At 55.2% G+C, this 23,373-nt stretch carries 18 protein-coding genes and 1 pseudogene; 14 read left to right on the top strand and 5 right to left on the bottom strand.

Features of this window, described 5'->3' with window-relative positions; all coding sequences use genetic code 11:
• Positions 1-180: 180 nt before the first annotated feature.
• Positions 181-897: a two-component system response regulator ArcA gene (gene arcA, locus EH228_RS17715; RefSeq protein WP_034936458.1), complete on the top strand. Its 717-nt coding sequence runs from the start codon at positions 181-183 to the stop codon at positions 895-897.
• A 58-nt stretch (positions 898-955) separates the two neighbouring features.
• Here arcA and creA read toward each other — a convergent pair whose 3' ends face one another.
• Positions 956-1,429 carry a protein CreA gene (gene creA, locus EH228_RS17710; protein WP_152322942.1) on the bottom strand — a complete coding sequence of 158 codons (474 nt, stop codon included), beginning with the start codon at positions 1,427-1,429 and terminating at the stop codon, positions 956-958.
• A gap of 208 nt (positions 1,430-1,637) precedes the next feature.
• Between creA and robA the strand changes: the two genes are divergently transcribed.
• Positions 1,638-2,528 carry an MDR efflux pump AcrAB transcriptional activator RobA gene (gene robA / locus EH228_RS17705; RefSeq protein WP_152322941.1) on the top strand — a complete coding sequence of 297 codons (891 nt, stop codon included), beginning with the start codon at positions 1,638-1,640 and terminating at the stop codon, positions 2,526-2,528.
• A gap of 264 nt (positions 2,529-2,792) precedes the next feature.
• Here robA and gpmB read toward each other — a convergent pair whose 3' ends face one another.
• Positions 2,793-3,440 (bottom strand): 2,3-diphosphoglycerate-dependent phosphoglycerate mutase GpmB, encoded by a 648-nt coding sequence (gene gpmB / locus EH228_RS17700; protein ID WP_152322940.1) that lies wholly within the window; start codon positions 3,438-3,440, stop codon positions 2,793-2,795.
• A 51-nt stretch (positions 3,441-3,491) separates the two neighbouring features.
• On the opposite strand from gpmB, the gene yjjX reads away from it, so the two are divergent.
• Entirely contained in the window at positions 3,492-4,034 is a 543-nt protein-coding gene (gene yjjX, locus EH228_RS17695) for an inosine/xanthosine triphosphatase (protein WP_152322939.1), read from the top strand.
• Here the strand turns inward: yjjX and trpR are convergent.
• Together trpR and sltY are read right to left on the bottom strand one after the other, a co-directional pair.
• The gene (gene trpR / locus EH228_RS17690) at positions 4,020-4,349 is read right to left on the bottom strand and encodes a trp operon repressor (protein ID WP_152322938.1); all 330 of its coding nucleotides are present in this window, start codon (positions 4,347-4,349) and stop codon (positions 4,020-4,022) included. The two genes, yjjX and trpR, sit on opposite strands and share 15 nt — an antisense overlap.
• 53 nt (positions 4,350-4,402) lie before the next feature.
• A complete protein-coding gene (gene sltY / locus EH228_RS17685; RefSeq protein ID WP_152323147.1) occupies positions 4,403-6,325 on the bottom strand; it encodes a murein transglycosylase in 1,923 nt (640 codons plus the stop codon).
• Positions 6,326-6,577: 252 nt separating this feature from the next.
• Here sltY and EH228_RS17680 point away from each other — a divergent pair, with 252 nt between their 5' ends.
• The 11 genes and pseudogenes from EH228_RS17680 to deoR all read left to right on the top strand — a co-directional run bounded on the left by EH228_RS17680 (position 6,578) and on the right by deoR (position 22,456).
• Entirely contained in the window at positions 6,578-9,286 is a 2,709-nt protein-coding gene (locus tag EH228_RS17680) for a cation-transporting P-type ATPase (protein WP_152322937.1), read from the top strand.
• A 342-nt stretch (positions 9,287-9,628) separates the two neighbouring features.
• Positions 9,629-11,431, top strand: a complete 1,803-nt coding sequence (gene atzF / locus EH228_RS17675; protein ID WP_152322936.1) for an allophanate hydrolase — start codon at positions 9,629-9,631, stop codon at positions 11,429-11,431.
• Positions 11,424-15,041, top strand: a complete 3,618-nt coding sequence (gene uca / locus EH228_RS17670) for an urea carboxylase (protein WP_152322935.1) — start codon at positions 11,424-11,426, stop codon at positions 15,039-15,041. The genes atzF and uca overlap by 8 nt, the downstream gene beginning before the upstream one ends.
• Positions 15,042-15,051: 10 nt before the next feature.
• Positions 15,052-15,762: a GntR family transcriptional regulator gene (locus EH228_RS17665; RefSeq protein ID WP_152322934.1), complete on the top strand. Its 711-nt coding sequence runs from the start codon at positions 15,052-15,054 to the stop codon at positions 15,760-15,762.
• 27 nt (positions 15,763-15,789) lie between these two features.
• Positions 15,790-17,058, top strand: a complete 1,269-nt coding sequence (gene urtA, locus EH228_RS17660; protein WP_152322933.1) for an urea ABC transporter substrate-binding protein — start codon at positions 15,790-15,792, stop codon at positions 17,056-17,058.
• Between the two features lie 67 nt (positions 17,059-17,125).
• On the top strand, positions 17,126-18,700 hold the full coding sequence (gene urtB / locus EH228_RS17655) for an urea ABC transporter permease subunit UrtB (RefSeq protein WP_152322932.1): 1,575 nt from the start codon (positions 17,126-17,128) through the stop codon (positions 18,698-18,700).
• Positions 18,700-19,776, top strand: a complete 1,077-nt coding sequence (gene urtC / locus EH228_RS17650; protein WP_152322931.1) for an urea ABC transporter permease subunit UrtC — start codon at positions 18,700-18,702, stop codon at positions 19,774-19,776. Before urtB ends, urtC begins: the two co-directional genes overlap by 1 nt.
• Entirely contained in the window at positions 19,769-20,560 is a 792-nt protein-coding gene (gene urtD / locus EH228_RS17645; protein ID WP_152322930.1) for an urea ABC transporter ATP-binding protein UrtD, read from the top strand. The genes urtC and urtD overlap by 8 nt, the downstream gene beginning before the upstream one ends.
• Position 20,561: 1 nt before the next feature.
• Positions 20,562-21,260: an urea ABC transporter ATP-binding subunit UrtE gene (urtE, locus tag EH228_RS17640; RefSeq protein WP_152323146.1), complete on the top strand. Its 699-nt coding sequence runs from the start codon at positions 20,562-20,564 to the stop codon at positions 21,258-21,260.
• 77 nt (positions 21,261-21,337) lie between these two features.
• Positions 21,338-21,623, top strand: a pseudogene (locus EH228_RS17635) (hypothetical protein); the annotation flags it as partial.
• Positions 21,624-21,691: 68 nt separating this feature from the next.
• Positions 21,692-22,456 carry a DNA-binding transcriptional repressor DeoR gene (gene deoR, locus EH228_RS17630; protein WP_152322928.1) on the top strand — a complete coding sequence of 255 codons (765 nt, stop codon included), beginning with the start codon at positions 21,692-21,694 and terminating at the stop codon, positions 22,454-22,456.
• Positions 22,457-22,622: 166 nt separating this feature from the next.
• Here the strand turns inward: deoR and EH228_RS17625 are convergent, their stop codons facing one another.
• A complete protein-coding gene (locus tag EH228_RS17625; protein ID WP_152322927.1) occupies positions 22,623-23,234 on the bottom strand; it encodes an NAD(P)-dependent oxidoreductase in 612 nt (203 codons plus the stop codon).
• Positions 23,235-23,373 lie beyond the last annotated feature (139 nt).

Genomic DNA, 23,373 nt, shown 5'->3' with positions numbered 1-23,373 from the left:
TGATCGTGCCGTGACGGGGATAAGCCCTTATCGACAGATTACACTGCCCGGTCTTTGATGGCTTTTGAACATATTCTGTACGACGACTGAAATACGCATGATAATGCCCCTGTTTTATAGCAGGTTATTTAGCCGTTGTATGCCCCATATCGTTTTGTTGGCAATTTAGGTAGCGAACACATGCAGACCCCGCACATACTTATCGTTGAAGACGAACTAGTTACTCGTAATACTCTCAAAAGTATTTTTGAGGCCGAAGGCTACATGGTTTATGAAGCTACGGATGGCGCAGAAATGCATCAGGTCTTGACTGAAAATGATGTCAATCTGGTAATCATGGATATCAATTTGCCTGGTAAAAATGGCCTGCTGTTGGCACGTGAATTACGTGAGCAAGCCAATGTGGCCTTGATGTTTCTGACCGGACGCGATAACGAAGTCGACAAGATCCTGGGTCTGGAAATTGGTGCTGATGATTACATTACCAAACCGTTCAACCCACGAGAACTGACTATCCGCGCCCGTAACCTACTGTCGCGAACCATGAATCTGGCACCGCAAAGCGAAGAGCGTAAACTGGTTGAAAGCTATCGCTTCAACGGTTGGGAGCTGGATATCAATAGCCGTTCGCTGATCAGCCCACAGGGCGAGCAGTACAAGTTGCCGCGCAGTGAGTTTCGCGCCATGCTGCACTTTTGTGAAAACCCAGGCAAGATCCAGACCCGTGCAGACCTGTTGAAAAAAATGACAGGCCGCGAACTGAAGCCGCATGACCGCACTGTAGATGTGACTATCCGTCGTATTCGTAAGCATTTCGAATCCACGCCGGATACACCAGAAATTATCGCCACCATCCACGGCGAAGGCTATCGTTTCTGCGGTGATTTACAAGACTAAGTCTCAGCATTGAGCTTGACAGCAAAAGGGCCATTCTTCTGGCCCTTTTCTTTCCAGATTATTTATTCCACGGAATAATGGGTACGGCACTCAGGGCATTTTTAGGCGACCCATCCACAACCTTATCGGAATAACTCAGATAAATCAGCGTATTACGTTTTTTATCATAAAACCGTACCACCTGCAGTTTTTTAAACACCAGGGACGTACGCTTACGAAATACCACCTCGCCCTCTGATTTCCCCTGGACAATATCATCGCTGAGTTCGACCGGGCCAACCTGCTGACAGGAAATGGCTGCGTCGGCGGTATCTTCCGCCAGACCCAGACCTCCCTTGATACCACCGGTTTTTGCCCGACTGATATAACAAGTTACATTTTTTACGTCCGGGTCATCAAACGCTTCAACAACAATTTTATGATCTGGCCCAAACATTTTGAATACCGTATCAACAGACCCCACCTCTTCTGCCTGGGTGGAAAAGGATGTTAATATTACCGAAGTGACTATTAACAATTTTCTCATTGCCATAACGTTACCATTGTAAAGAAAATAGAGGACATTGTAAGTTAAAACCGCCTTAACACTTAAGGTTTTCGCACAGGTGGAGACAATCACTGCAGATTTGGCTCATACTGGTATAACATAGTTAGCGCTGTAAAAAACCGTGTGTATGTGACGTTAGTGCGACGTGAAATTTTTTCCATTGCACCAATTTTGAGTAGGATGAGGACGATTTATGGATCAAGCCGGTATCATCCGTGACTTGCTAACCTGGCTTGAAAGCCACCTTGACCAACCCCTGTCCCTGGACAATGTGGCCACTAAGGCTGGTTATTCAAAATGGCATTTGCAACGCATGTTTAAGGAAGTCACAGGACACGCGATTGGTGCTTATATTCGCGCCCGTCGACTGTCAAAAGCCGCTGTGGCACTCCGTCTGACCAGCCGTCCAATTCTGGACATTGCCTTACAGTATCGCTTTGACTCACAGCAGACGTTTACCCGTGCGTTCAAGAAACAGTTCAACCAGACCCCGGCTTACTACCGCCGTTCGTCAGACTGGAACTCATTCGGGCTGCGTCCGCCCATTCGACTGGACGACTTCAACGTGCCGGAAGCGACCTATGTTACCCTGCCGGAAACCGTGCTGATCGGGCAAACACAGAACTACACCTGTACTCTGGAGCAAATCTCCAGCTACCGGGACGAGATGCGCCATCACTTCTGGAATCAGTTCCTGACGGAAAGGGATAAGGTGCCTCCGGTGTTATACGGCCTACATCAGGCTCGTCCCAGTGTGGAAAAAGACGACGAGCAGGAGATCCTGTATACCACCGCGGTACCTTCAGACCAGTTGTCACAGCCGATGCAGTCAACCCAGACGGTATTACTGGAAGGCGGAGAATACGTGCAGTTTACTTACGAAGGGCCCCGCAAAAATTTGCAAGATTTTATCCTGTTGCTCTACGGCACCTGCATGCCGACATTACAGCTGACACGCCGCCAGGGCCAGGATATCGAGCGCTTCTATACCCATGGGGGGATAACCCCCCACGAGCCGCCAGCGGATATCCACTGCGAGTATCTGATCCCAATCCGTACGCTGGCAGATTCAAAAACGGCGTGATCATGGCCAAAATAATTCGGGTGATAAGAACAAAATACTCACTGCGTTTTTGAACAGGTCTGCTCGTCAGCTTCGCAAGAGATAAGGCCGTCAGAATGAATCAGAATCTGACGGCAGCGAACAACAAACCGATCAGTACGCCCCCATCAGAATAAATTCATGGCAGGTGTATGGCCCATTGATCATGGCGCGTTTGCTCAAATAAGTCCCGTGAACATCCAGGCTACAATCAACGTCCCTGCCACTGGCAGTATGCAGAGTATTTCAACGCTGTAATTCGTCCAGCGCAGGCAACGCCAGATGCGAGACATCCCCTGCGGTTTCTACCACCCACCCCTCAGCCAGCCAGGCGCTTTTTTGGTGATCCACGCGGGAAATTGAGCAGTTGCGTAAACGTAGACGACGCTCAGCATGGGCCGGCAGCCCCAGCAATGTACTGACCAGCACGCCCAGCGCCATCCCGTGGCTAACCAACAGCGGACGACTCCCCTTAGGCAGCTTGAGGCAGGCATTCAACGCTTCATGCATCCGGGCCGCCATTTCCGCCATCGATTCACCATTGGGGATACGGCCATTTTCCGTTCCATCCACCAGCGTCTTGCGCCACCGCTCTTCTTCTTCCGTTAGCGAATCAATCGGCCGTTGCTCCAGCACGCCCATGTTCAGTTCGCGCAGACGCGGGTCAAACGTAACATTGCAACCACAAGCATCAGCAATAATTTCAGCCGTACGCTTTGTGCGTCCCAAATCACTGGAGATAACGTGGGTGATACCGAGATTCTTTACCCGCTCCCCCACCTGATATGCCTGCTGCTCTCCTTTTGCAGTCAGCGCGCTGTCCGACTGCCCTTGAATGCGTCGCGCTGCATTCCATAGTGTTTCCCCGTGGCGAACAAGATAGACCTGTAACATTGCTATTTTCCGTTATACTGCGACAAATTTGCGTAAAGGGTTCAAACAATTATGTACCATGTTGTCGCTGCTACCACCAATCCAGCCAAAATTAAGGCAATTTATCAGGCATTCAGCGATATCTTCGGAGCGGGATCTTGCCAGATTGAGGGGGTCGAGGTCGACAGTGGCGTCGCACTCCAGCCCCTGACAAATGGTGAAACGAGAACTGGCGCACGTCAGCGCGTCATGAATGCTCGCCAGGTCCGTCCGGAAGCCAATTTCTGGGTAGCCATTGAAGCCGGTATCGAAGACGACAACGCCTTTGCGTGGATAGTCGTGGAAAACCATAAACTGCGCGGAGAATCTCGTTCCGCCAGTTTTACACTACCTGCCGTGGTGATGAAAGGCATCCATGAAGGCCGTGAACTGGGTGAAGAGATGGCACATCTGACCGGCATTGAAAACATCAAGCACCAGGGCGGCGCTATTGGGGTATTTACCGCCGGACATCTGACGCGCACCAGCGTGTATCATCAGGCACTCATCCTTGCATTGTGCCCGTTTCATAATGATATCTACCAATGGAAAGCGCACGAATCAGAGCGTATCTGAGCCACTGAGCAACTGCGCCTCCAGCCACGCCTTCAACGCTGGCGGCGCGCTTTTCAGACTGTTCGAACCTCGCGTAATCGTCGCAATGCCCACGCCCAGATCATTTTTCAGCTCACGCTGACTTAATGCGCCGCGCATCAATTCTTCAATAATCCGTAGACGCGTACCCAGCGCTTCGCGCTCATCCGGCGTCATCATCAGTTGCAACAGCGGCAAATGCAGCTCGTCTTTAAAAGCACGTTGCAGCAGCGTTACAAAACGCTGCCACTCTTCATTGTGCGGTTCCATGGTTAAGGGTACGGAAGATTCGCTCATGTGTAGCCCATACTCGTCAACGAGTACATCAGCATAGCACAAGCCACCGCAGATCAATAGCGGCGCTGCCACTCGCTGTCGGATAGAATTTTGTCCTGTTTATCCATGAAATGACGGTAGTAAGCGTCATAGGCCAGCACGTTCTTCACGTAACCACGCGTTTCCGAGAATGGAATCGTTTCAATAAAAGCCACAGAATCCAGCCGTCCGGCACTGTTGCTCAGCCAGCGTCGGACGCGTGACGGCCCCGCGTTGTAGGCTGCCGAGGAAAAGATACGGTTCTGGCCGAACTGCTGGTAAACCGATTCCAGATACTGCGTACCAATCTGAATATTGGTTTCCGGATCCAGCAACTGACTACTGTTACTGTAGCCAGGCAAACTGTAAACCTTCACCGTATGCTGCGCCGTGGCAGGCATGATCTGCATCAGACCAGAAGCGCCAACCGGCGAGCGGGCTTTCGGATTCCAGGCGCTTTCCTGACGGGCGATGGCCATCGCATAGCTAACCGGAATCGCTTTTCCCTGACTGTAACGGTTGAATTGCGGCTGATACGCCAGCGGAAAGCGCTCCTGCAGGCTGTTCCACAACTTACCCACAATGGTCGCCTGCACACTCAGATCCCACCAGTTTTGCTCACGAGCATAGTGTGCCAGTTGCTGTTGCTGGCGACTGGTTTTACTGGCAACAAGGTAACGCCACTCCGTACGGGCCAGGTTGTCCATTCCCCAGTACATCAACTCACGCACACGGGCAATTTCTGTCCCCTGAGTCAGGCTGCTGTCCGGCTCCGGCGCTTTATCGATTTGCATGGTGTAATCCACCCCCAACCGTTGCGCGGCCACCATTGGGTAGAAACCCCGCTCCTGCATTAATTTACGCAGGATGGTCTCAGCCTCATCTTTACGGCCTTCGCCGAACAATAAGTCGGCCTGCCAGTACTGCCACTCATCCTTCTCTTTCGCTTCCACCGGCAGACGAGCTATCCAGGTGTTCAAGCCTCGCCGGTCATTATTGCCCAGCGACATTCTGACCCGCCGTTCAATCAGCGAGGTGGAATTGCTGCGCATCACCACATCATCGCGCCAGTGCGCCTGCTCTGAAGTGACATCATTCCCCATCAGCCGCCAGGCCACGGTCTCTTTCAGCGCCTGCTCTTCCTGCTCACTCATTTTCTGCAAGCGAACCAGGGTGGGGATCATCGTGCGGGCATTTTCAACATCGTCACGCGCCACGCGCTCAAAAGCGATAGAGGTCGCCTGGCGGGTAAAATCAGTTGGGCCGACATTGCGGGCAAAGGATTCCACATTTTGCGGATTGTTCTGCAAATCCATCACCGCGTTAGCCATGGTCTGGTAATCCGCCGGGAGCTGCCTGGCGAGAGCATTAACCAGACTGGTATTTCCCTCCTTCATTGCCAGACGAATACGTTCCAGGGTGGTGATCGGTGTTTGTTGCCCCGCGCCCTGCCAGACACTGAACAGCTTGTCACAAGCCGTCGGTGTCGTGGTACCACGCAGCCAGACAGACTTAGCGCCGTCATAAGCCACTTGTTGCTGACCGGTTGCCCACTTGGCGTAATACCAGTTACAGCGCGCCGCTACCGGTTTTGGCGGAACAGGACTAAACACCAACAGCCCTCGCCAGTCCTGACGGCGGGCCAGCTCGTTAACGAAACGCGCCGAGAGGGAGCTGACTGGTGGTAAGGTCGGATATTTTTTGATGAAGTCTGCAATTACAAAACTGCTTTGTTGATCCAGGTCCTGCGCTAATTGACGATATTCAAGGTAAGGATAAAGGGGATAATCTCGCAACGTGGGCATCAACTGTGCCACCGTCTCCATTTGATTGCTGTCCCATGCCTGCTTGATTTGCAGATAACGGCTACGTTGCGCATCCAGAGAGTCCGCATGTGCCATACCTGTAATAACGGTTAAACAGGCTCCTGCTATCCACAACTGCCACTTGTCTACCATGACTTTCCCCACGTTAACGCCTCGCTTTATACGGTTATGACTCATGCAACATCCTTTATGCTAACCAGGCTAAGCACATCTCGCTATCTTAAGCACAAATATTTACTCCACTACCGTACTTTAAACGGTTATTAAACCTTCAGCATATCGCTGGAAAAAACGAGTTGCGATCACGAAGTGTTTATCATCGTTCCTGCAACATAGCTTCCATCAGCGAATTTTTAATTTAATAACTTATCTGAAGGAATATCTATGTCGCGATTACCTCCAGCCTCTTCCTGCGAGAAACCTACCGTTGACTGGTATCGTTACGATACTGCAACAGTACTGAAGAGATTAACCAGTGCTCCGACAGGATTATCTGCGGAAGAAGCGAAAAAACGTCTGGCCGAAGAGGGCCCGAACCAACTGCCCCAGCGCGAAGGAAAAAACGCGCTAATACGTTTTCTGGCCCATTTTAACGATGTATTGATCTATGTGTTGCTGGTCGCTGCGGCGTTAACTGGCATCATGGGGCATTGGGTGGATACCGCGGTGATCCTGGGCGTGGCGGTTATCAATGCACTGATTGGTTTCGTGCAGGAAAACAACGCCGAAAAATCACTGAAAAGCATTGAAAATATGCTGCCTACCCAGACACAGGTGATGCGCGACGGTCAGATACAAACCATTGAAGCCAGCGAACTGGTGACCGGCGATATCGTGATTCTGCGGGCAGGCGATCGCATCCCTGCCGATCTACGTCTGATTGAGGCCCATAATCTGCGGGTTGAAGAGGCGATCCTGACCGGTGAATCCACCGCCGTCACCAAGCAAACCGCGATAATCGAAGCCGAAGTGATGATTGGTGATCGCGACAACCTGGCTTTCTCCGGCACCACCGTCAGTGCGGGCAGCGCCACCGGTATTGTTATCGCGACCGGCGGCAAAACCGAACTGGGGAAAATCAACCATATGATGGCTGACATCCAACCGCTGCGCACGCCGCTGCTGGTACAGATGGATAAGCTGGGTAACATGATTTTCCTGATAATTCTGGCAATGATGGCCTCCCTGTTCGTCTTCAGCCTGGTGATGCGCGATATGCCATTGGGCGAACTGCTGTTGTCGCTGATCGGTCTGGCTGTGGCCTCCGTACCCGAAGGTCTGCCGGCAATCATCTCGATTATTCTCTCCCTTGGCGTACAAGCAATGGCCAGTAAGCGAGCCATTATTCGTAAGCTGCCTACGGTTGAAACACTGGGTGCGATGACGGTGGTATGCAGCGATAAGACCGGCACGCTGACCATGAATGAAATGACGGTAAAAGCAGTGCTGCTGGCGGGTGAAAACCTTCGGGTGGAAGGCAACAGCTATCGTCCTGAAGGCCGTTTCCTCAGCGAAGACGGACAAATGCCGATCGATCCAACTGCACATCCTCTGCTCAGTCAGTTCCTGCGTAACGTCGATTTATGTAATGAAAGCACCATTATCCAGGATGCCCAGAGCAACTGGAGCATTACCGGCGGTCCGACTGCGGGTGCACTGAAGGTACTGGCGGCGAAAGGGCATTTGCCTGCGAAAGAAATTCAACTCATTGATAAAATTCCTTTCGACTCCGCCTGGAAATATATGGCGACTCACCACCAAATTGCTGGGGAAGACAAAATTTTAGTGACCGGCGCACCGGATGTGCTGCTGAAACTGTGTGAATCGCAAATGACGATGGAAGGCATCGCCCCCCTCGATCTGCAGTACTGGGAACATGAGATTGCGCGCTTCGCCCGCGAAGGTCTGCGTATGGTCGCCAGCGCCTGTAAACCCGTTGCAGCCGACCAGTCCGCACTGACTCACCAGTGCCTGCAAAACGGCCTGATTTTCTGCGGGATTGCCGCAATGATGGATCCACCACGGCCGGAAGCGGTTGAGGCCATTGCCGACTGCCATCGTGCCGGTATCCGCGTGAAAATGATCACCGGCGACCATCAGGAAACAGCGATGGCAATCGGCAGAATGCTGGGCATCGGCGATGGTCGCAACGCGCTGACAGGCTACCAATTGGAGCACATGACAGACAGCGAACTGGCCGATGCGGCGATCCGCTACGATATCTTCGCCCGCACCAGCCCACAGCATAAGCTGCGTCTGGTCAAGGCGTTGCAGGATAAAGGTGAAGTCGTCGGTATGACCGGTGATGGCGTCAACGATGCACCGGCGCTGAAACAGGCTGATGTCGGCATCGCGATGGGCATCAAGGGGACCGAGGTGACGAAAGAAGCCGCCGATATGGTACTCACCGATGACAACTTCGCCACCATCGCCAACGCGGTGAAGGAAGGCCGCCGCGTCTACGATAACCTGAAGAAAACCATTCTGTTTATCATGCCAACCAATCTGGCCCAGGGACTGTTGATTATCATTGCCATGTTAATGGGCAACCTGCTGCCGCTGACGCCAGTGCAGATTTTGTGGATGAACATGGCGACATCCGCCACGCTGTCATTCGGTCTGGCCTTTGAGAAAGCCGATAAAAATGTGATGCGCCGGAAACCACGAGACGCCAAACGGCACGTTATGGATGGTTATGCTATCTGGCGCGTCGGTTTTGTGGGCATCCTGATTGCGGTCAGTGCCTTTATGCTGGAAGCCTGGCTTCAGCCTCGCGGCTACAGCGCTGAATTTATCCGCACCGCGCTGTTACAGACTCTGGTAACCGCACAGTGGGTATACATGCTGAACTGCCGTGACACTGAGCGCTTCTCGCTGAGCCGCGGCCTGTTGAAAAACCGCGGAATATGGATAGTGAGCGGCGTGCTGGTACTGCTCCAGTTGGCGATTATCTACCTGCCGTTTATGAACACGCTGTTTGGCACCGTGCCGCTGCCGCTGAGCTTCTGGTTAGTTCCACTGGCCGTGTCTGCCGTGCTGTTCCTGATTGTTGAGATAGAAAAACCGCTGACGCGCAAATGGCGTAAAAAATAATACGGCGTCAGTGCAGGTGATACTTCAAACCTCCGGCGCGTTAGTCGCACCTGGAGCATAGAAACGTCAATCCGCTATTGCCTGTCTCACTCGTCTCGCGCCATCCCTGGCGCGAGACATTTTATTAGCCCATCCATACTCCCGCTACCCGGTCTGAAAACGCCAGGCGCCAAACCACTCCGCGCCCTCTCCTGACGCCCCATTTTTGCTCATTCATTGCACACTTATTGTGCACAATATTGGCCAATCCATCACAATTACTTACCAATTCATCACGTTAGTCATATGGCATGGATTTTGCTTACTTGAATACCAACTGGTATACAAGATGGAATTCAACTTATGGCTCTGACCACTGGCTTCACCCTGAACGACTGGCAGCAGCACCATCAGCAACATCCCCAGGATGTGCTGGCAACACTTGAGTCCCTGCTGTCCACTTTATCTGCCGAGGATAACGCCTGGATTTACCTCGCGACGCCTGCTCAGCTCCGCGCTCAGATAGAACCACTGTTGGCCGCCTGGCAGCAAAATCCGGCTTCGCTGCCGCTGTTTGGCGTGCCGTTCGCGGTGAAGGATAATATTGATGTGGCAGGCTGGCCCACCACGGCAGCCTGCCCGGCGCTGACCTACCTGGCCGATGCGGATGCCACCGCCGTCGCGAATCTGAAAGCGGCAGGTGCGGTGGTACTGGGTAAAACCAACCTCGATCAGTACGCGACGGGCCTGGTTGGCACCCGTTCCCCTTTTGGCGCGGTGAAAAACACCTTTAATCCTGACTATGTCAGCGGCGGTTCCAGCTCAGGTTCCGCATCCGTTACCGCACGCGGCCTGGTGTGTTTTGCGCTGGGCACCGATACCGCGGGTTCCGGACGCGTGCCCGCAGGATTCAATAATATCGTCGGCCTGAAACCAACCAAAGGCTGGCTGTCCGCCACCGGCGTGGTTCCGGCTTGCCGTCTGAACGACACGATTTCGGTCTTTGCGCTGACAGTGGAAGATGCGTTTCTTGCCACCACCTGTGCAGGCGGCTATGACGCCAGCGACGCCTATTCCCGTGTGAATCCAGGCCTGGCGCCCGCGGCGCTGTCCACCGCACCCAGACTGGCCATCCCGGCGCATCCAACCTTCTTTGGCGATACTCAGGCTGAAGCCGCGTGGGAAAAATCACTGGTCGCCCTGCAGGCGATGGGCGCCACACTGCATCCGATTGATTTCTCCCTATTCCATCAGTTAGCAGAGCAGCTCTACTATGGCCCATGGGTCGCGGAACGTACCGCTGCCGTAGGCCAGATGCTGGATCGTAAAGACGAGATGGATCCGGTGGTGTATGGCATCGTCGCCAACGGAAAAAACTACAGCGCGGTCGATGCTTACAAAGCGGAATACCTGCGGGCGGAACTGAGCCGCCAGATCCAACAGACGCTCAGCCAGTTTGATGCGCTGGTGGTGCCAACCTCACCGACCATCCACACGCTGGAAGAGATGAAAGAAGAGCCGGTGCGCTATAACTCACAGTTTGGCACCTATACCAACTTCACTAATCTGGCTGACCTGTCCGCACTGGCGCTACCGGGTCCCTTCCGTGAAGATGGCCTGCCGGCGGGCATCACGTTGATTGCTCCGGCCTGGTATGACCGCGCCCTGGCGACCCTCGGACAAAAATGGCAGGCCCAGTTGGCGCTCACGCTTGGCGCGACCGGCAAAGCCCTGCCGGCTATCCGTCCCGCCCTGCCAGCCTCTGCACTGCATGTTCAGGTTGCCGTGGTCGGCGCCCACCTGACCGGCATGCCACTCAATCACCAGTTGACCAGCCGCAATGCCGTGCTGGTTGAAGAGACAAAAACCGCCCCCTGCTACCGCCTGTACGCTCTGGCCAACACCACCCCTGCCAAGCCAGGCCTGGTAAAAAGCCGTGACGGCGCCCCGGTCATCGTCGAATTGTGGGATGTCCCACTGGCTCGCTTCGGCGAATTCGTGGCGGAGATCCCCGCACCATTAGGGATAGGTACGTTGGAACTGATCGATGGCCGACAGGTAAAAGGTTTTATCTGTGAACCAGCCGTGCTGGCACACGCCACCGACATTACCGAATTTGGCGGCTGGCGCAACTGGCTGGCCCGCAAGGAGACCCCACATGTTTAATACCGTTCTGATCGCCAACCGCGGCGAAATTGCCTGTCGCGCCATTCGTACGCTAAAGCGACTGGGCATCACCAGCGTAGCGATATATTCTGCCGCAGATAAGAATGCGCAACATGTTAAAGACGCTGACCTCGCCATTGCGCTGGGCGGCGAGAAAGCCAGCGACAGCTATTTGCGCATCGACAAAATCCTTGCGGCGGCCAAAGAAACGGGCGCACAGGCAATCTGGCCGGGATATGGCTTTCTTTCAGAAAGCCTGCCGTTTGCCGCCGCCTGCGAAGAAGCCGGGATCGTCTTTGTCGGCCCAACCGCGCAGCAAATCGGTGAGTTTGGCCTGAAACATCGCGCCCGTGAACTGGCTGCCGCCGCTGGCGTGCCAATGACGCCCGGTACACCGTTACTGAACTCACTGGAAGAAGCGCTGAGCGCGGCGGATAACATTGGCTATCCGGTGATGCTGAAAAGCACCGCGGGCGGCGGCGGTATCGGTCTGACACGCTGCGCGGATGCCGATGCGCTGCGCAATGCCTGGGAAAGCGTACGCCGCCTGGGCGAACAATTTTTCAGCGACGCGGGTGTATTTCTAGAGCGCTGCATCGATCGCGCCCGCCATGTTGAAGTGCAAATCTTTGGCGATGGTAAAGGCAAGGTAATCGCCCTTGGCGAACGCGACTGTTCATTACAGCGCCGTAACCAGAAAGTGGTGGAAGAAACACCGGCCCCCAACCTGCCGGAAAATACCCGCGCCGCCCTGTTAGCGTCGGCGGTGAAGCTGGGCGAGTTGGTTAACTACCGTAGCGCGGGTACCGTTGAATATATTTACGATGCGGAACGTGATGAGTTTTTCTTCCTGGAGGTCAATACGCGCCTGCAGGTTGAGCATCCGGTCACCGAATGCGTTACCGGTCTGGATCTGGTGGAATGCATGCTGCGCGTGGCGGCAGGCGACGCTCTGGACTGGGCGCGCATGGCGCAGGCACCGCAGGGCGCAGCAATTGAAGTCCGTATCTATGCCGAAGATCCGCTGAAAAATTTCCAGCCCAGCCCCGGTGTGCTGACCGAAGTTCACTTCCCGGCAGGGGTACGGGTAGACGGGTGGATCAGCACCGGTACTGACGTGTCGGCGTTTTACGACCCGATGATCGCCAAACTGATCGTGCATGCCGAAAATCGCGAAGCCGCGCTGGCCAAAATGGCCCAGGCACTCAATGAAACCCGCCTGCACGGCATCGCCACGAATCTCGATTATCTGCGTCAAATTGTGGCGACTCAGGCGTTCCACCGTGGTGACGTCTGGACGCGGATGCTGGACAGCTTCACCCCAGGCGCCAACGTGGTGGAAGTGTTACAGCCCGGAACCTGGAGCAGCATTCAGGATTACCCTGGCCGCCTCGGGTACTGGGACATCGGGGTACCACCTTCCGGCCCCATGGATGATTTCGCCTTCCGTCTGGCAAACCGTATCGTTGGCAACGCCGAACAAGCCGCCGGACTGGAATTCACCCTGCAGGGCCCAACGTTGCGTTTTCACAGCGACACGGTTATCGCCTTAACCGGCGCAGAATGCCCGGCGACGCTGGATGACGCCCCCGTCAGCTACTGGCAACCCGTCACAGTGAAAGCCGGGCAAACCCTGACGATAGGTCGGGCGCCGATGGGCTGCCGCACTTACCTGGCGGTACGCAACGGCTTTGACGTACCGGAGTACCTTGGCAGTCGTTCGACTTTCGCGCTCGGTCAGTTTGGCGGCCATGCCGGACGGACGTTACGCGTGGCGGATATGCTGGCTATTTCTCAGCCAGAACTGGCCGCCTGCACCACTCCCGCGCCGGTGAGCGCACCACAAGCAGTGGATGCTTCATTGATCCCGACTTACGGCGATGAATGGCGCATTGGTGTCCTGTACGGGCCGCATGGCGCGCCGGACTTCTTCACCCAGGAATCCATCGACGAATTTTTTGCCAGCGAGTGGCAGGTTCACTATAACTCTAACCGTCTGGGCGTTCGTCTGGTTGGCCCCAAACCGAGCTGGACCCGCGCTAACGGCGGTGAAGCGGGACTGCATCCTTCCAACGTCCACGACTGTGAATACGCTATCGGCGCGGTGAACTTTACTGGCGATTTCCCGGTCATTCTCACCCGTGACGGACCCAGTCTTGGCGGCTTCGTCTGCCCGGTCACCATCGCCAAAGCCGAATTGTGGAAAGTCGGCCAGGTCAAACCTGGCGATCGTATTCGCTTCCATCCCATTAGCTTTGACGAAGCCCTCGCCCTGGAAAAAGCTCAGCAAGAGAGCGTGGACTGCCTGCGTAGCACCAGCATGCCAGGCTTCGACGCGCCCTCGCTGGCGACAACGGCCAACGGTTCCGCTACCGTGCTGGCGGCGATTAAAGCCACCGCCCTTACCCCAACCGCGGTCTATCGTCAGGCTGGCGATAACTACATCCTGATAGAGTATGGCGACAACGTGCTGGATCTGGCGCTGCGCCTGCGGGTACACCTGCTGATGACCGCGCTGCGCGAAACCGGCCAGCCAGGCATCGCAGAACTGTCTCCGGGCGTTCGCTCGCTACAGATCCGCTACGACAGCCGCATTATCGGCCAGCAACAGTTGCTGAACCTGCTGCTGGATCTGGAGAAAAATCTCGGCGACGTCCGCCAGATGAAAGTGCCCTCGCGCATTGTGCATCTGCCGATGGCCTTCGAGGACAGCGCCACCCTGGGTGCTGTTGAGCGTTATAAAGAAACCGTGCGCGCCACTGCGCCGTGGTTGCCGAACAACGTCGATTTTATCCAGCGGATTAATGGGCTGGCGACGCGCGAAGACGTTCGCCGGACTATTTTCGATGCCAGCTATCTGATCCTCGGCCTGGGTGACGTTTATCTGGGCGCCCCTTGCGCCGTACCGATTGATCCACGTCACCGTCTGTTGAGTTCAAAGTACAACCCAGCCCGGACCTTCACCGCCGAAGGCACCGTCGGTATTGGCGGTATGTATATGTGTATCTACGGCATGGACTCTCCCGGCGGTTATCAGTTGGTTGGCCGCACGTTACCTATCTGGAATAAATTCCTGAAAAACGAGCAATTCGCCGCCAGTGAACCGTGGCTGCTGCACTTTTTTGATCAAGTGCGCTTCTATCCGGTCAGTGAAGCCGAGCTGGATGTGCTGCGCGAAGATTTCCGTGAAGGCCGCGCCACCATCACGGTCGAAGAAAGCGTGTTTGATTTTGCTGAACATACCCAGTTCCTCAGTGATAACGCGGCGTCCATCGCCGATTTCCGCCAAAAACAGGCCACGGCCTTTGAGGCTGAAGTCGCACTGTGGGCACAGGAAGAAGAAGGCGCGCCACTGACCAGTGAAGAAAACCTGCTGCCAGAGGAAGAGGACGACAGCGCACTACAGATCAGCGCGGATCTGAACGGCAACATCTGGAAAATTCTGGTGAAACCGGGTGATGAAGTGGCAGCCGGACAGCCGGTGATCATCGTCGAAGCCATGAAGATGGAGTTGGCAATCAATGCGCCGCAGGCTGGCCGCGTGAAACGCATTACCTGTCAACCTGGCCGTCCGGTCAGTCCTGGCGACGCACTATTGTGGCTGGAATAGAGAGGTGAGCATGCAGGAGCGTCACACCCGACGCAGCAAAAGTCGCCCGGAAGCGCTGGCGGAAAAAGTGTATCAGGCCATCAAAAACGACATCTTCGACTTTCGCCTGATGCCCGGTGACCGCTTTAGCGAAAGTGAAATGGCGGAACGCATGGCAGTCAGTCGCACGCCAGTACGACAGGCGCTGTTCTGGCTGGAGCGCGAAGGTTACGTCGAGGTGTGGTTTCGCAGCGGTTGGCAGGTCCGTCAGTTTGATTTCGCCTATTTCGAAGAACTGTATGACCTGCGCATTGTGCTGGAGTGCGAGGCGGTTCGACGCCTCTGCGCGATGCCTGCTGGCCGGGCCGGCGACCTGTTAAGCGAACTCAAGCGCTTCTGGATAGATAAGCCAGAGCTGCAGGAAGGCCTTGCTGTTTCCCTGCACGACGAGGCCTTCCATATGGCGATAGTCGCGGCGGCAGGCAACAGTGAAATGGCCCGTATCCATGCGGAACTGACCGAAAAAATCCGCATCATCCGCCGCCTCGACTTCACCCGTGAGGACCGGATCGCCGCAACCTATAACGAACACGCCCGTATTTTACAGGCGGTATCACAGCAACAAAGCGAGGAGGCGCAGCGCATTCTGACCGCCCATATCTCCGTCAGTAAGGCCGAGGTCAGAAAGATAACACTACACAGATTACAGCAGGCAAGGTTTCAACTGGATCCACCCCAATAATTCAACGATATCCTGAGGGTTCGCCAAATGAAAAGACGTTCGTTACTGAAGGCATTCGCACTTTCCGCCACCGTGATGAGTATGGGTTTAGCATGGGGTGCGCAGGCCGCGGACACCATTAAAGTCGGTATTTTGTCCTCACTTTCCGGCACCATGGCCATTTCAGAAACACCGCTGAAAGACGTGGCGCTGATGACCATTGATGAGATCAACGCCAAAGGCGGCGTGCTGGGGAAAAAACTGCAGCCCGTCGTGGTTGACCCGGCGTCTAACTGGCCGCTGTTTGCAGAAAAAGCCCGCCAGTTGCTGACCCAAGATAAAGTTGCCGTGGTGTTTGGTTGCTGGACCTCAGTATCACGCAAATCCGTGTTGCCGGTATTTGAAGAACTGAACGGCCTGCTGTTCTACCCGGTACAGTATGAAGGCGAAGAAATGTCACCAAATGTGTTCTATACCGGCGCGGCGCCTAATCAGCAAGCGATCCCGGCGGTGGAATACCTGATGAGCGAAGATGGCGGCAGCGCGAAACGCTTCTTCCTGTTGGGTACCGACTACGTTTATCCGCGGACCACCAACAAAATCCTGCGCGCCTTCCTGCATTCTAAAGGCGTGAAAGACAGCGATATTGAAGAGGTCTATACCCCGTTCGGCTATAGCGATTACCAAACTATCGTCTCCAATATCAAGAAATTCGCGGCGGGCGGTAAAACCGCCGTGATTTCCACCATTAATGGCGATTCCAACGTGCCGTTCTACAAAGAGCTGGCCAACCAGGGCATCAAAGCGACCGACGTGCCGGTCATCGCCTTCTCAGTCGGCGAAGAAGAGCTGCGCGGTATCGATACCAAACCCCTGGTCGGCAACCTGGCCGCCTGGAACTACTTTGAATCTCTCGATAATCCGGTCAACAAGCAGTTCGTAGCCAACTACCGTGCTTACGCCAAAGCACATAACCTGCCGAACTACAGCACCACCGTGACCAACGACCCGATGGAAGCGACCTATGTCGGCATCCATATGTGGGCACAGGCCGTGGAGAAAGCAGGCACCACCGACGTGGATAAAGTACGGGCGGCGATGGCCGGACAAACCTTTAAAGCGCCGAGCGGTTTCACCCTGACCATGGATCAGACCAACCACCACCTACATAAACCAGTGATGATTGGTGAAATCGAAGATAACGGTCAGTTCAACGTGGTGTGGCAAACGGACAAAACTATCCGCGCCCAGCCATGGAGTCCGTACATCGCTGGCAATGACAAAAAACCCGATTATCCAGTGAAGTCAACACAATAACATCGACATTCCTGCGCGGGGTGGGTGACTCGCCCCGCGTCCTGAACCTGACTGAATGGGCATTGCGATGATCAACCGTCGACTGTTTACGTTCTTACTTTCGCTGTGCCTGTTGGCACCTTTGTCTGCTCTCGCCGGGCCTGCGGCAGATTTCGCTGCCGCCAGTCGAGCAGAGCAGATCAAGCTATTACAAACATGGGCTGCCGCCCCCGATGCTGCACGTCTGCCTTTCCTGCAAGCGCTACACCAGGAAAACGTGGTGCTGGATGAAAACAAACAACCGTTCAGTGAAACCAATGGCAAACTAACGCCGCTCGACAGCGTAGCGCACCCCACGGGCAGCACTAAAAAACTGTTTATGAACAACCGACTGCGGGTGCTGATTGCCACCACGCTGGCCGCTCATCAACTGGTGAGTGATCACGTGGAAACGCGCCTTGCCGCCGCCCACGAGCTACAAAACGACGCACAGGCCGATCAGTTACCGTTGCTCAGCCAGCGTCTGGCCGCCGAGAAAGATGCCCATGTCCACGCGGTGCTGGCACAAGCGGTCGCCGGGCTACAGATTGGCGACGCTAACCCGCAGGTTCGGTTGAGGGCGGTTAAATTGCTTGGCGAAACCAGCGATCCGCAAACCCAGGCCGCACTTGACCGCCTGACCCAACCGCAAAATGAACCGGATGCCAGCGTACGTGCCGCGGCGGTCGACAGCCTGAAACAAATCAAACATCGACTGATATTAGGCGATTTACTCGGTCAGGCATTTACCGGCCTGTCGCTGGGTTCAGTGCTGCTGTTGGCCGCACTGGGACTGGCGATTACTTATGGTCTGCTGGGCGTTATCAACATGGCCCACGGTGAAATGCTGATGCTCGGCGCTTACGCGACCTGGGTAGTACAGACCCTGTTCCAGCGCTTTGCCCCGGAATGGCTGGCCTTCTACCCGCTACTGGCGCTTCCGGTGGCCTTTATCATTACCGCCGTGATGGGGATGGCGCTGGAAAGAACCATCATCCGCCATCTGTATGGTCGCCCACTGGAAACACTGTTAGCCACCTGGGGGATCAGCCTGATGTTGATCCAACTGGTACGGGTGCTGTTCGGCGCGCAAAACCTTGAGGTGGCTAACCCGCCCTGGTTGTCTGGCGGGATGCAAGTGCTGCCCAACCTCGTGCTGCCGTATAACCGTATCGCGGTTATCCTGTTCGTATTCGGTGTGTTGTTCCTCACCTGGCTGCTGCTGAACAAAACCCGGCTGGGGATGAACGTACGTGCGGTGACGCAAAACCGGGCGATGGCCGACTGCTGCGGCGTGCCGACCGGACGGGTGGATATGCTGGCCTTCGGTCTGGGTTCCGGCATTGCCGGACTGGGCGGCGTGGCGCTGTCGCAATTGGGCAACGTCGGCCCGGAACTGGGACAGGGCTATATTATCGATTCCTTCCTGGTGGTGGTGACCGGCGGCGTTGGCCAGTTGGCCGGAACGGTGGTTGCCGCATTCGGGCTGGGGATCCTTAACAAAGTGCTGGAGCCGCAAATCGGCGCCGTGCTGGGAAAAATCCTGATCCTGATCCTGATTGTCCTGTTTATCCAGAAACGACCTCAGGGACTGTTCGCCTTTAAAGGGAGGGTGATTGACTAATGACACAACCTATGACGCTCACCCTGGCGAAAAGAGCGCCGCGCCTTAGCATCGGTATCGGCCTGTTGGCGTTGCTGATCCTGCTGGCGCTGCCTTTTCTCGCGCTACTGCCAACGAATAATCCGCTGGCGATATCAACGTATACCCTGACCCTGGTTGGCAAAATCCTCTGCTATGCCATTGTCGCCGTCGCGCTGGACCTGGTGTGGGGCTATGCTGGACTGTTGTCGCTGGGACACAGCCTGTTTTTCGCATTGGGCGGTTACGCCATGGGCATGTACCTGATGCGCCAGGCCGCCGGGAATGGACTCCCCGCCTTTATGTCCTTTCTTTCATGGGACCACCTGCCATGGTTCTGGCAGGGAACACAATACTTTGCCTGGACGTTATGCCTGATTGTGTTGGTGCCGGGCGTACTGGCGCTGGTGTTCGGCTGGCTGGCTTTCCGTTCAAAAATCAAAGGCGTTTATTTCTCGATAATGACCCAGGCGCTGACCTATGCCGGCATGCTGCTATTTTTCCGCAATGAAACCGGTTTTGGCGGCAATAATGGTTTTACCGGCTTCACCACCCTGCTCGGTTTCCCGGTCACCGCCACCAGTACGCGCATCGGCCTGTTCGTCGCCACCGTGCTGTTGCTGGTCGCCAGCCTGGGGATCGGTTTTGCACTGGCCCGCAGCAAGTTTGGCCGCGTACTGACCGCGGTGCGCGATGCCGAAAACCGCCTGATGTTCTGTGGTTACGATCCCCGGGGTTTTAAGCTGTTTGTCTGGACGCTGTCTGCGATGCTTTGTGGGCTGGCCGGGGCGTTGTATGTTCCCCTGGTCGGGATTATCAACCCCAGCGAGATGTCACCCACTAACTCAATTGAGGCGGCAATTTGGGTCGCGCTCGGCGGCCGCGGCACGCTGATTGGCCCGCTGCTCGGCGCCGGGATCGTGAACGGTGCCAAAAGCTGGTTTACCGTCGCCTTCCCGGAGTACTGGCTGTTTTTCCTCGGCCTGATGTTTATCCTCGTGACGCTGTTCCTGCCACGGGGCGTGATTGGCCTGCTGCGCAGGAGGAAACATGACTGAATCACTTTTTACCCAACCGCAGCGCGCTGATTATCACCGTAAACAAACGGACCCGGTGTTGCAGTTGGAAAACATCAATGTCTCCTTTGATGGCTTCCAGGCGTTAACTAACCTGTCCCTACAAATTGGGGTGGGTGAATTGCGCTGTATTATCGGGCCGAACGGCGCGGGAAAGACCACCCTGATGGATGTGATCACCGGCAAAACCAGGCCGGATGATGGCCGGGTGCTTTACGACCAGGATACCGATTTAACCACACTATCGCCGGTGGAGATCGCCCGCATCGGCATCGGTCGTAAATTCCAGAAACCAACGGTATTTGAAGCGTTGACGGTGTTTGAGAATCTGGAAATTGCGCTGAAAACTGACAAATCAGTATGGGCCTGTCTGCGTAGTAAGCTGAACGGTGAGCAGCAGGATCGTATTGATGAGGTGCTGAAACTGCTGCGACTGGGTGCTGAACGTCATCGTCCGGCAGGTTTGTTGTCACATGGCCAGAAACAGTTTCTCGAAATCGGCATGCTGCTGGTACAGGATCCCCATCTGCTGCTGTTGGATGAACCCGCGGCAGGGATGACCGACGCGGAAACCGAATACACCGCGGAGTTGTTTCGCAGCCTGGCCGGACAGCATTCTCTCATGGTGGTGGAGCACGATATGGGCTTTGTCGAAACCATCGCTGACCACGTCACCGTACTGCACCAGGGCCAGGTACTGGCGGAAGGTTCGCTACGCGAGGTGCAGGCCAATGAGCACGTTATCGAAGTTTATCTGGGGCGCTAATATGTTACAGGTATCGGAACTGAATCAATATTATGGCGGCAGTCACATCCTGCGCGGCCTCTCTTTTGAAGCGAAACCCGGCGAGATAACCTGCCTGCTGGGCCGTAATGGCGTGGGGAAAACCACCCTGCTGAAATGCCTGATGGGGCTTATCCCGGCGAAATCCGGCACCATTCGCTGGCAGGATAAACCCCTCAACGGACGTAAACCGCACCAGCGGGTGCAGGCGGGTATTGCCTATGTTCCACAAGGTCGGGAGATCTTTTCGCGCCTGACGGTGGAAGAAAATTTACTGATGGGTCTGGCGCGCTTTTCCGGCGCCCAGGCAAAACAAGTACCGGAAGATATCTATCAGCTTTTTCCGGTGTTGAAAGAAATGAAGCAACGGCGTGGCGGCGATCTGTCCGGCGGCCAGCAACAACAGTTGGCAATTGGACGAGCATTGGCGTGCAAACCGCAATTGTTGATCCTTGATGAGCCGACCGAGGGGATCCAGCCTTCAGTTATTAAAGAAATTGGCGCGGTGATCCGCCAACTGGCACAGCGCGGCGATATGGCGATCCTGCTGGTTGAACAGTTCTATGATTTTGCCGCCGAGCTGGCCGACAGCTATCTGGTGATGTCGCGTGGAGAGATAGTGCAACGTGGTCGCGGAGAGACAATGGAGGCCGATGGCGTACGCGGATTAGTGGCTATCTAAAACGCGTAAAGATTTGTACCGTGGGGCACGCGTTTGAGGTTTTGTCGCATTAAGCGGTTCATCAGGTAAGCGAGTTTATCGACCACACACGGCTGGCGGCAGACGCCACGAGGCAGCAAATATCTCAGTTGTGTATAAACATGGTCATCAATATCGGCAATATCGGCTGGTGGAAAAGTGGTCAAATACACGCCATCCATCACTGCCGATATTGTGTCTATGCGGGAAGTTTGCGGCCCGATCCCATTGAAGGTAATATTGGAAAACTGCCTGCTCAACAAAGCACAACGCATTAAAATCTTTGAGATTTGTCGCGAGCTGCAGGCCGCCTTCGTTAAGACGTCTGGCGGTTTCAGCGCCGGTATCGTCATTGTGCAGGGCAGCAGCGCGTCTGGAGAAGGCTATTAACTGACCATCAGGAATCATTGACCATGGAAACCCGGCGCGATGAGCGCATAAAAAAGTTGGTACACGCCTTGCGGCGAACCGACAAGCTCCACCTGAAAGAGGCGGCGCGACTGCTTGGCGTTTCCGAGATGACCATCCGCCGCGATATCAGCGAACCCTGTTCCACGGTGGTGGTGCTTGGCGGTTATATCGTCAACGATCCGAAAAACAGCCAGGGACACTACTTTGTGTCCGATCAGCAGAGCCACAATGTGGAAAAAAAGCGCCAGTCGGGTCAACTGGCGGCCGCACTGATACAACCGGGCGATACGGTATTTTTTGACTGTGGCACCACCACGCCATGGATCGTCGATGCTATCGACGAACCGTTGGAATTTATCGCCATCTGCTGCGCGGTGAATACGTTCCTTGCACTGAAAGAAAAACCGGCCTGTAAGGTTATCCTTAGCGGTGGGGAGTTTCATGCCGATAATGCGATCTTCACCCCGCTGGGTCAGGGTTCGGTGATGGACAGCCTTTGCCCGGACAAGGCCTTTATCTCCGCGGCAGGGGTTGATGCCGTCCAGGGGGCCACCTGCTACAACCTCAACGAGCTGCCGATGAAACACCAGGCGCTGCAACGCGCCCGACAAAAGATCCTGGTGGCCGACAGCAGCAAGTTTGGTAAAGTGCTGCCCGCCCGTATCGGCGAACTCAGCATGTTTGACACGCTGATTAGCGATAGCGCCGCCCCCAAGAAACTGGCACAGCATCTGGCCCAGTTGGGTATCGAGCACTTACACCCTTAAGCCAGAGCCATCCATCTGTGGTGCTTTACGCCCTGCGGGATGCTATCGCTCGCATTCAACGACTCATCAGGCAACATGCCGTTTTTTACGTACGCCGCTTTCGCAAGGCCATCCGCCCCGATGGCGAACCCGAAGCGTCGACCCGCGAAAAAAGACAGGACGTCTCTCAGTAACCGACGGTGAAACGCTCACGCGAATGCGCAGGCCGTTCTATTTCGTCAACCAACGCCACCGCATAGTCCTCGAAAGAAATACGGCTGCCCGCCTCATTACTCAGCAGAGTGTCTCTGCCCAGACGGAACTTACCGCTGCGTTCGCCCGGTAAAAATTCAGCCGACGGCGAAAGAAAGACCCAGTCAAGAACCCTTTCCTGTCGCAGGATGTCGAGAAACACAACGCCCTTGCTGGCTTCCGGACGATAAGCATCGGGAAAGCCAGGCTGGTCAATCAGTTTATGGCCGGGCGCCACCTCAAGGCTGCCAGCGCCACCCACCACCAGATAGCGCGGTACGCCAGCCGTGCGCACGGCGTCAATCAAGGCGTGCGGGTCCGTGTCACTGAAGCGAACCGCGCTTACCGCCACATCGTGTCCGGTCAGTAATTCGGTCAGCGCCTTAGGATCAGAGACATCCCCCGCCCTGGACGTGACGCCAGGCAACGAGGCAATCTTTTCCGGATGTCGGGCAACAGCCGTCACGGTATGACCGCGGTCCGAGAGTTCTTTGAGAATTCGTGAACCGACATTCCCGGATGCGCCGATGAGCGCAATACGTGCCATATAATGCTCCTGTGTTGAAAATACCGGTAAGTCACAAAAATAGACCTATGCGTTTCCGGATGGTACATTCACGCCATATCCATAGCAAGAAGTCATCTTTCAGTGAACAGGTCACCTGAAAGTGACTGAAAAAACAGAG

Origin of the sequence: Erwinia endophytica (assembly GCF_009295515.1) — a bacterium.
GTDB lineage: Bacteria > Pseudomonadota > Gammaproteobacteria > Enterobacterales > Enterobacteriaceae > Erwinia > Erwinia endophytica.
This window is presented reverse-complemented; position numbering and strand designations above follow the sequence as displayed.

Bases quoted from the DNA above. Each gene is read 5' to 3' on its own strand.
- sltY (WP_152323147.1), bottom strand. From the start codon at position 6,325: ATGGTAGACAAGTGGCAGTTGTGGATAGCAGGAGCCTGTTTAACCGTT.
- uca (WP_152322935.1), top strand. From the start codon at position 11,424: ATGTTTAATACCGTTCTGATCGCCAACCGCGGCGAAATTGCCTGTCGC.
- yjjX (WP_152322939.1), top strand. From the start codon at position 3,492: ATGTACCATGTTGTCGCTGCTACCACCAATCCAGCCAAAATTAAGGCA.
- deoR (WP_152322928.1), top strand. From the start codon at position 21,692: ATGGAAACCCGGCGCGATGAGCGCATAAAAAAGTTGGTACACGCCTTG.
- urtD (WP_152322930.1), top strand. From the start codon at position 19,769: ATGACTGAATCACTTTTTACCCAACCGCAGCGCGCTGATTATCACCGT.
- trpR (WP_152322938.1), bottom strand. From the start codon at position 4,349: ATGAGCGAATCTTCCGTACCCTTAACCATGGAACCGCACAATGAAGAG.
- EH228_RS17680 (WP_152322937.1), top strand. From the start codon at position 6,578: ATGTCGCGATTACCTCCAGCCTCTTCCTGCGAGAAACCTACCGTTGAC.
- urtB (WP_152322932.1), top strand. From the start codon at position 17,126: ATGATCAACCGTCGACTGTTTACGTTCTTACTTTCGCTGTGCCTGTTG.
- atzF (WP_152322936.1), top strand. From the start codon at position 9,629: ATGGCTCTGACCACTGGCTTCACCCTGAACGACTGGCAGCAGCACCAT.
- EH228_RS17665 (WP_152322934.1), top strand. From the start codon at position 15,052: ATGCAGGAGCGTCACACCCGACGCAGCAAAAGTCGCCCGGAAGCGCTG.
- urtA (WP_152322933.1), top strand. From the start codon at position 15,790: ATGAAAAGACGTTCGTTACTGAAGGCATTCGCACTTTCCGCCACCGTG.
- creA (WP_152322942.1), bottom strand. From the start codon at position 1,429: ATGGCAATGAGAAAATTGTTAATAGTCACTTCGGTAATATTAACATCC.
- robA (WP_152322941.1), top strand. From the start codon at position 1,638: ATGGATCAAGCCGGTATCATCCGTGACTTGCTAACCTGGCTTGAAAGC.
- gpmB (WP_152322940.1), bottom strand. From the start codon at position 3,440: ATGTTACAGGTCTATCTTGTTCGCCACGGGGAAACACTATGGAATGCA.
- urtC (WP_152322931.1), top strand. From the start codon at position 18,700: ATGACACAACCTATGACGCTCACCCTGGCGAAAAGAGCGCCGCGCCTT.
- arcA (WP_034936458.1), top strand. From the start codon at position 181: ATGCAGACCCCGCACATACTTATCGTTGAAGACGAACTAGTTACTCGT.
- EH228_RS17625 (WP_152322927.1), bottom strand. From the start codon at position 23,234: ATGGCACGTATTGCGCTCATCGGCGCATCCGGGAATGTCGGTTCACGA.
- urtE (WP_152323146.1), top strand. From the start codon at position 20,562: ATGTTACAGGTATCGGAACTGAATCAATATTATGGCGGCAGTCACATC.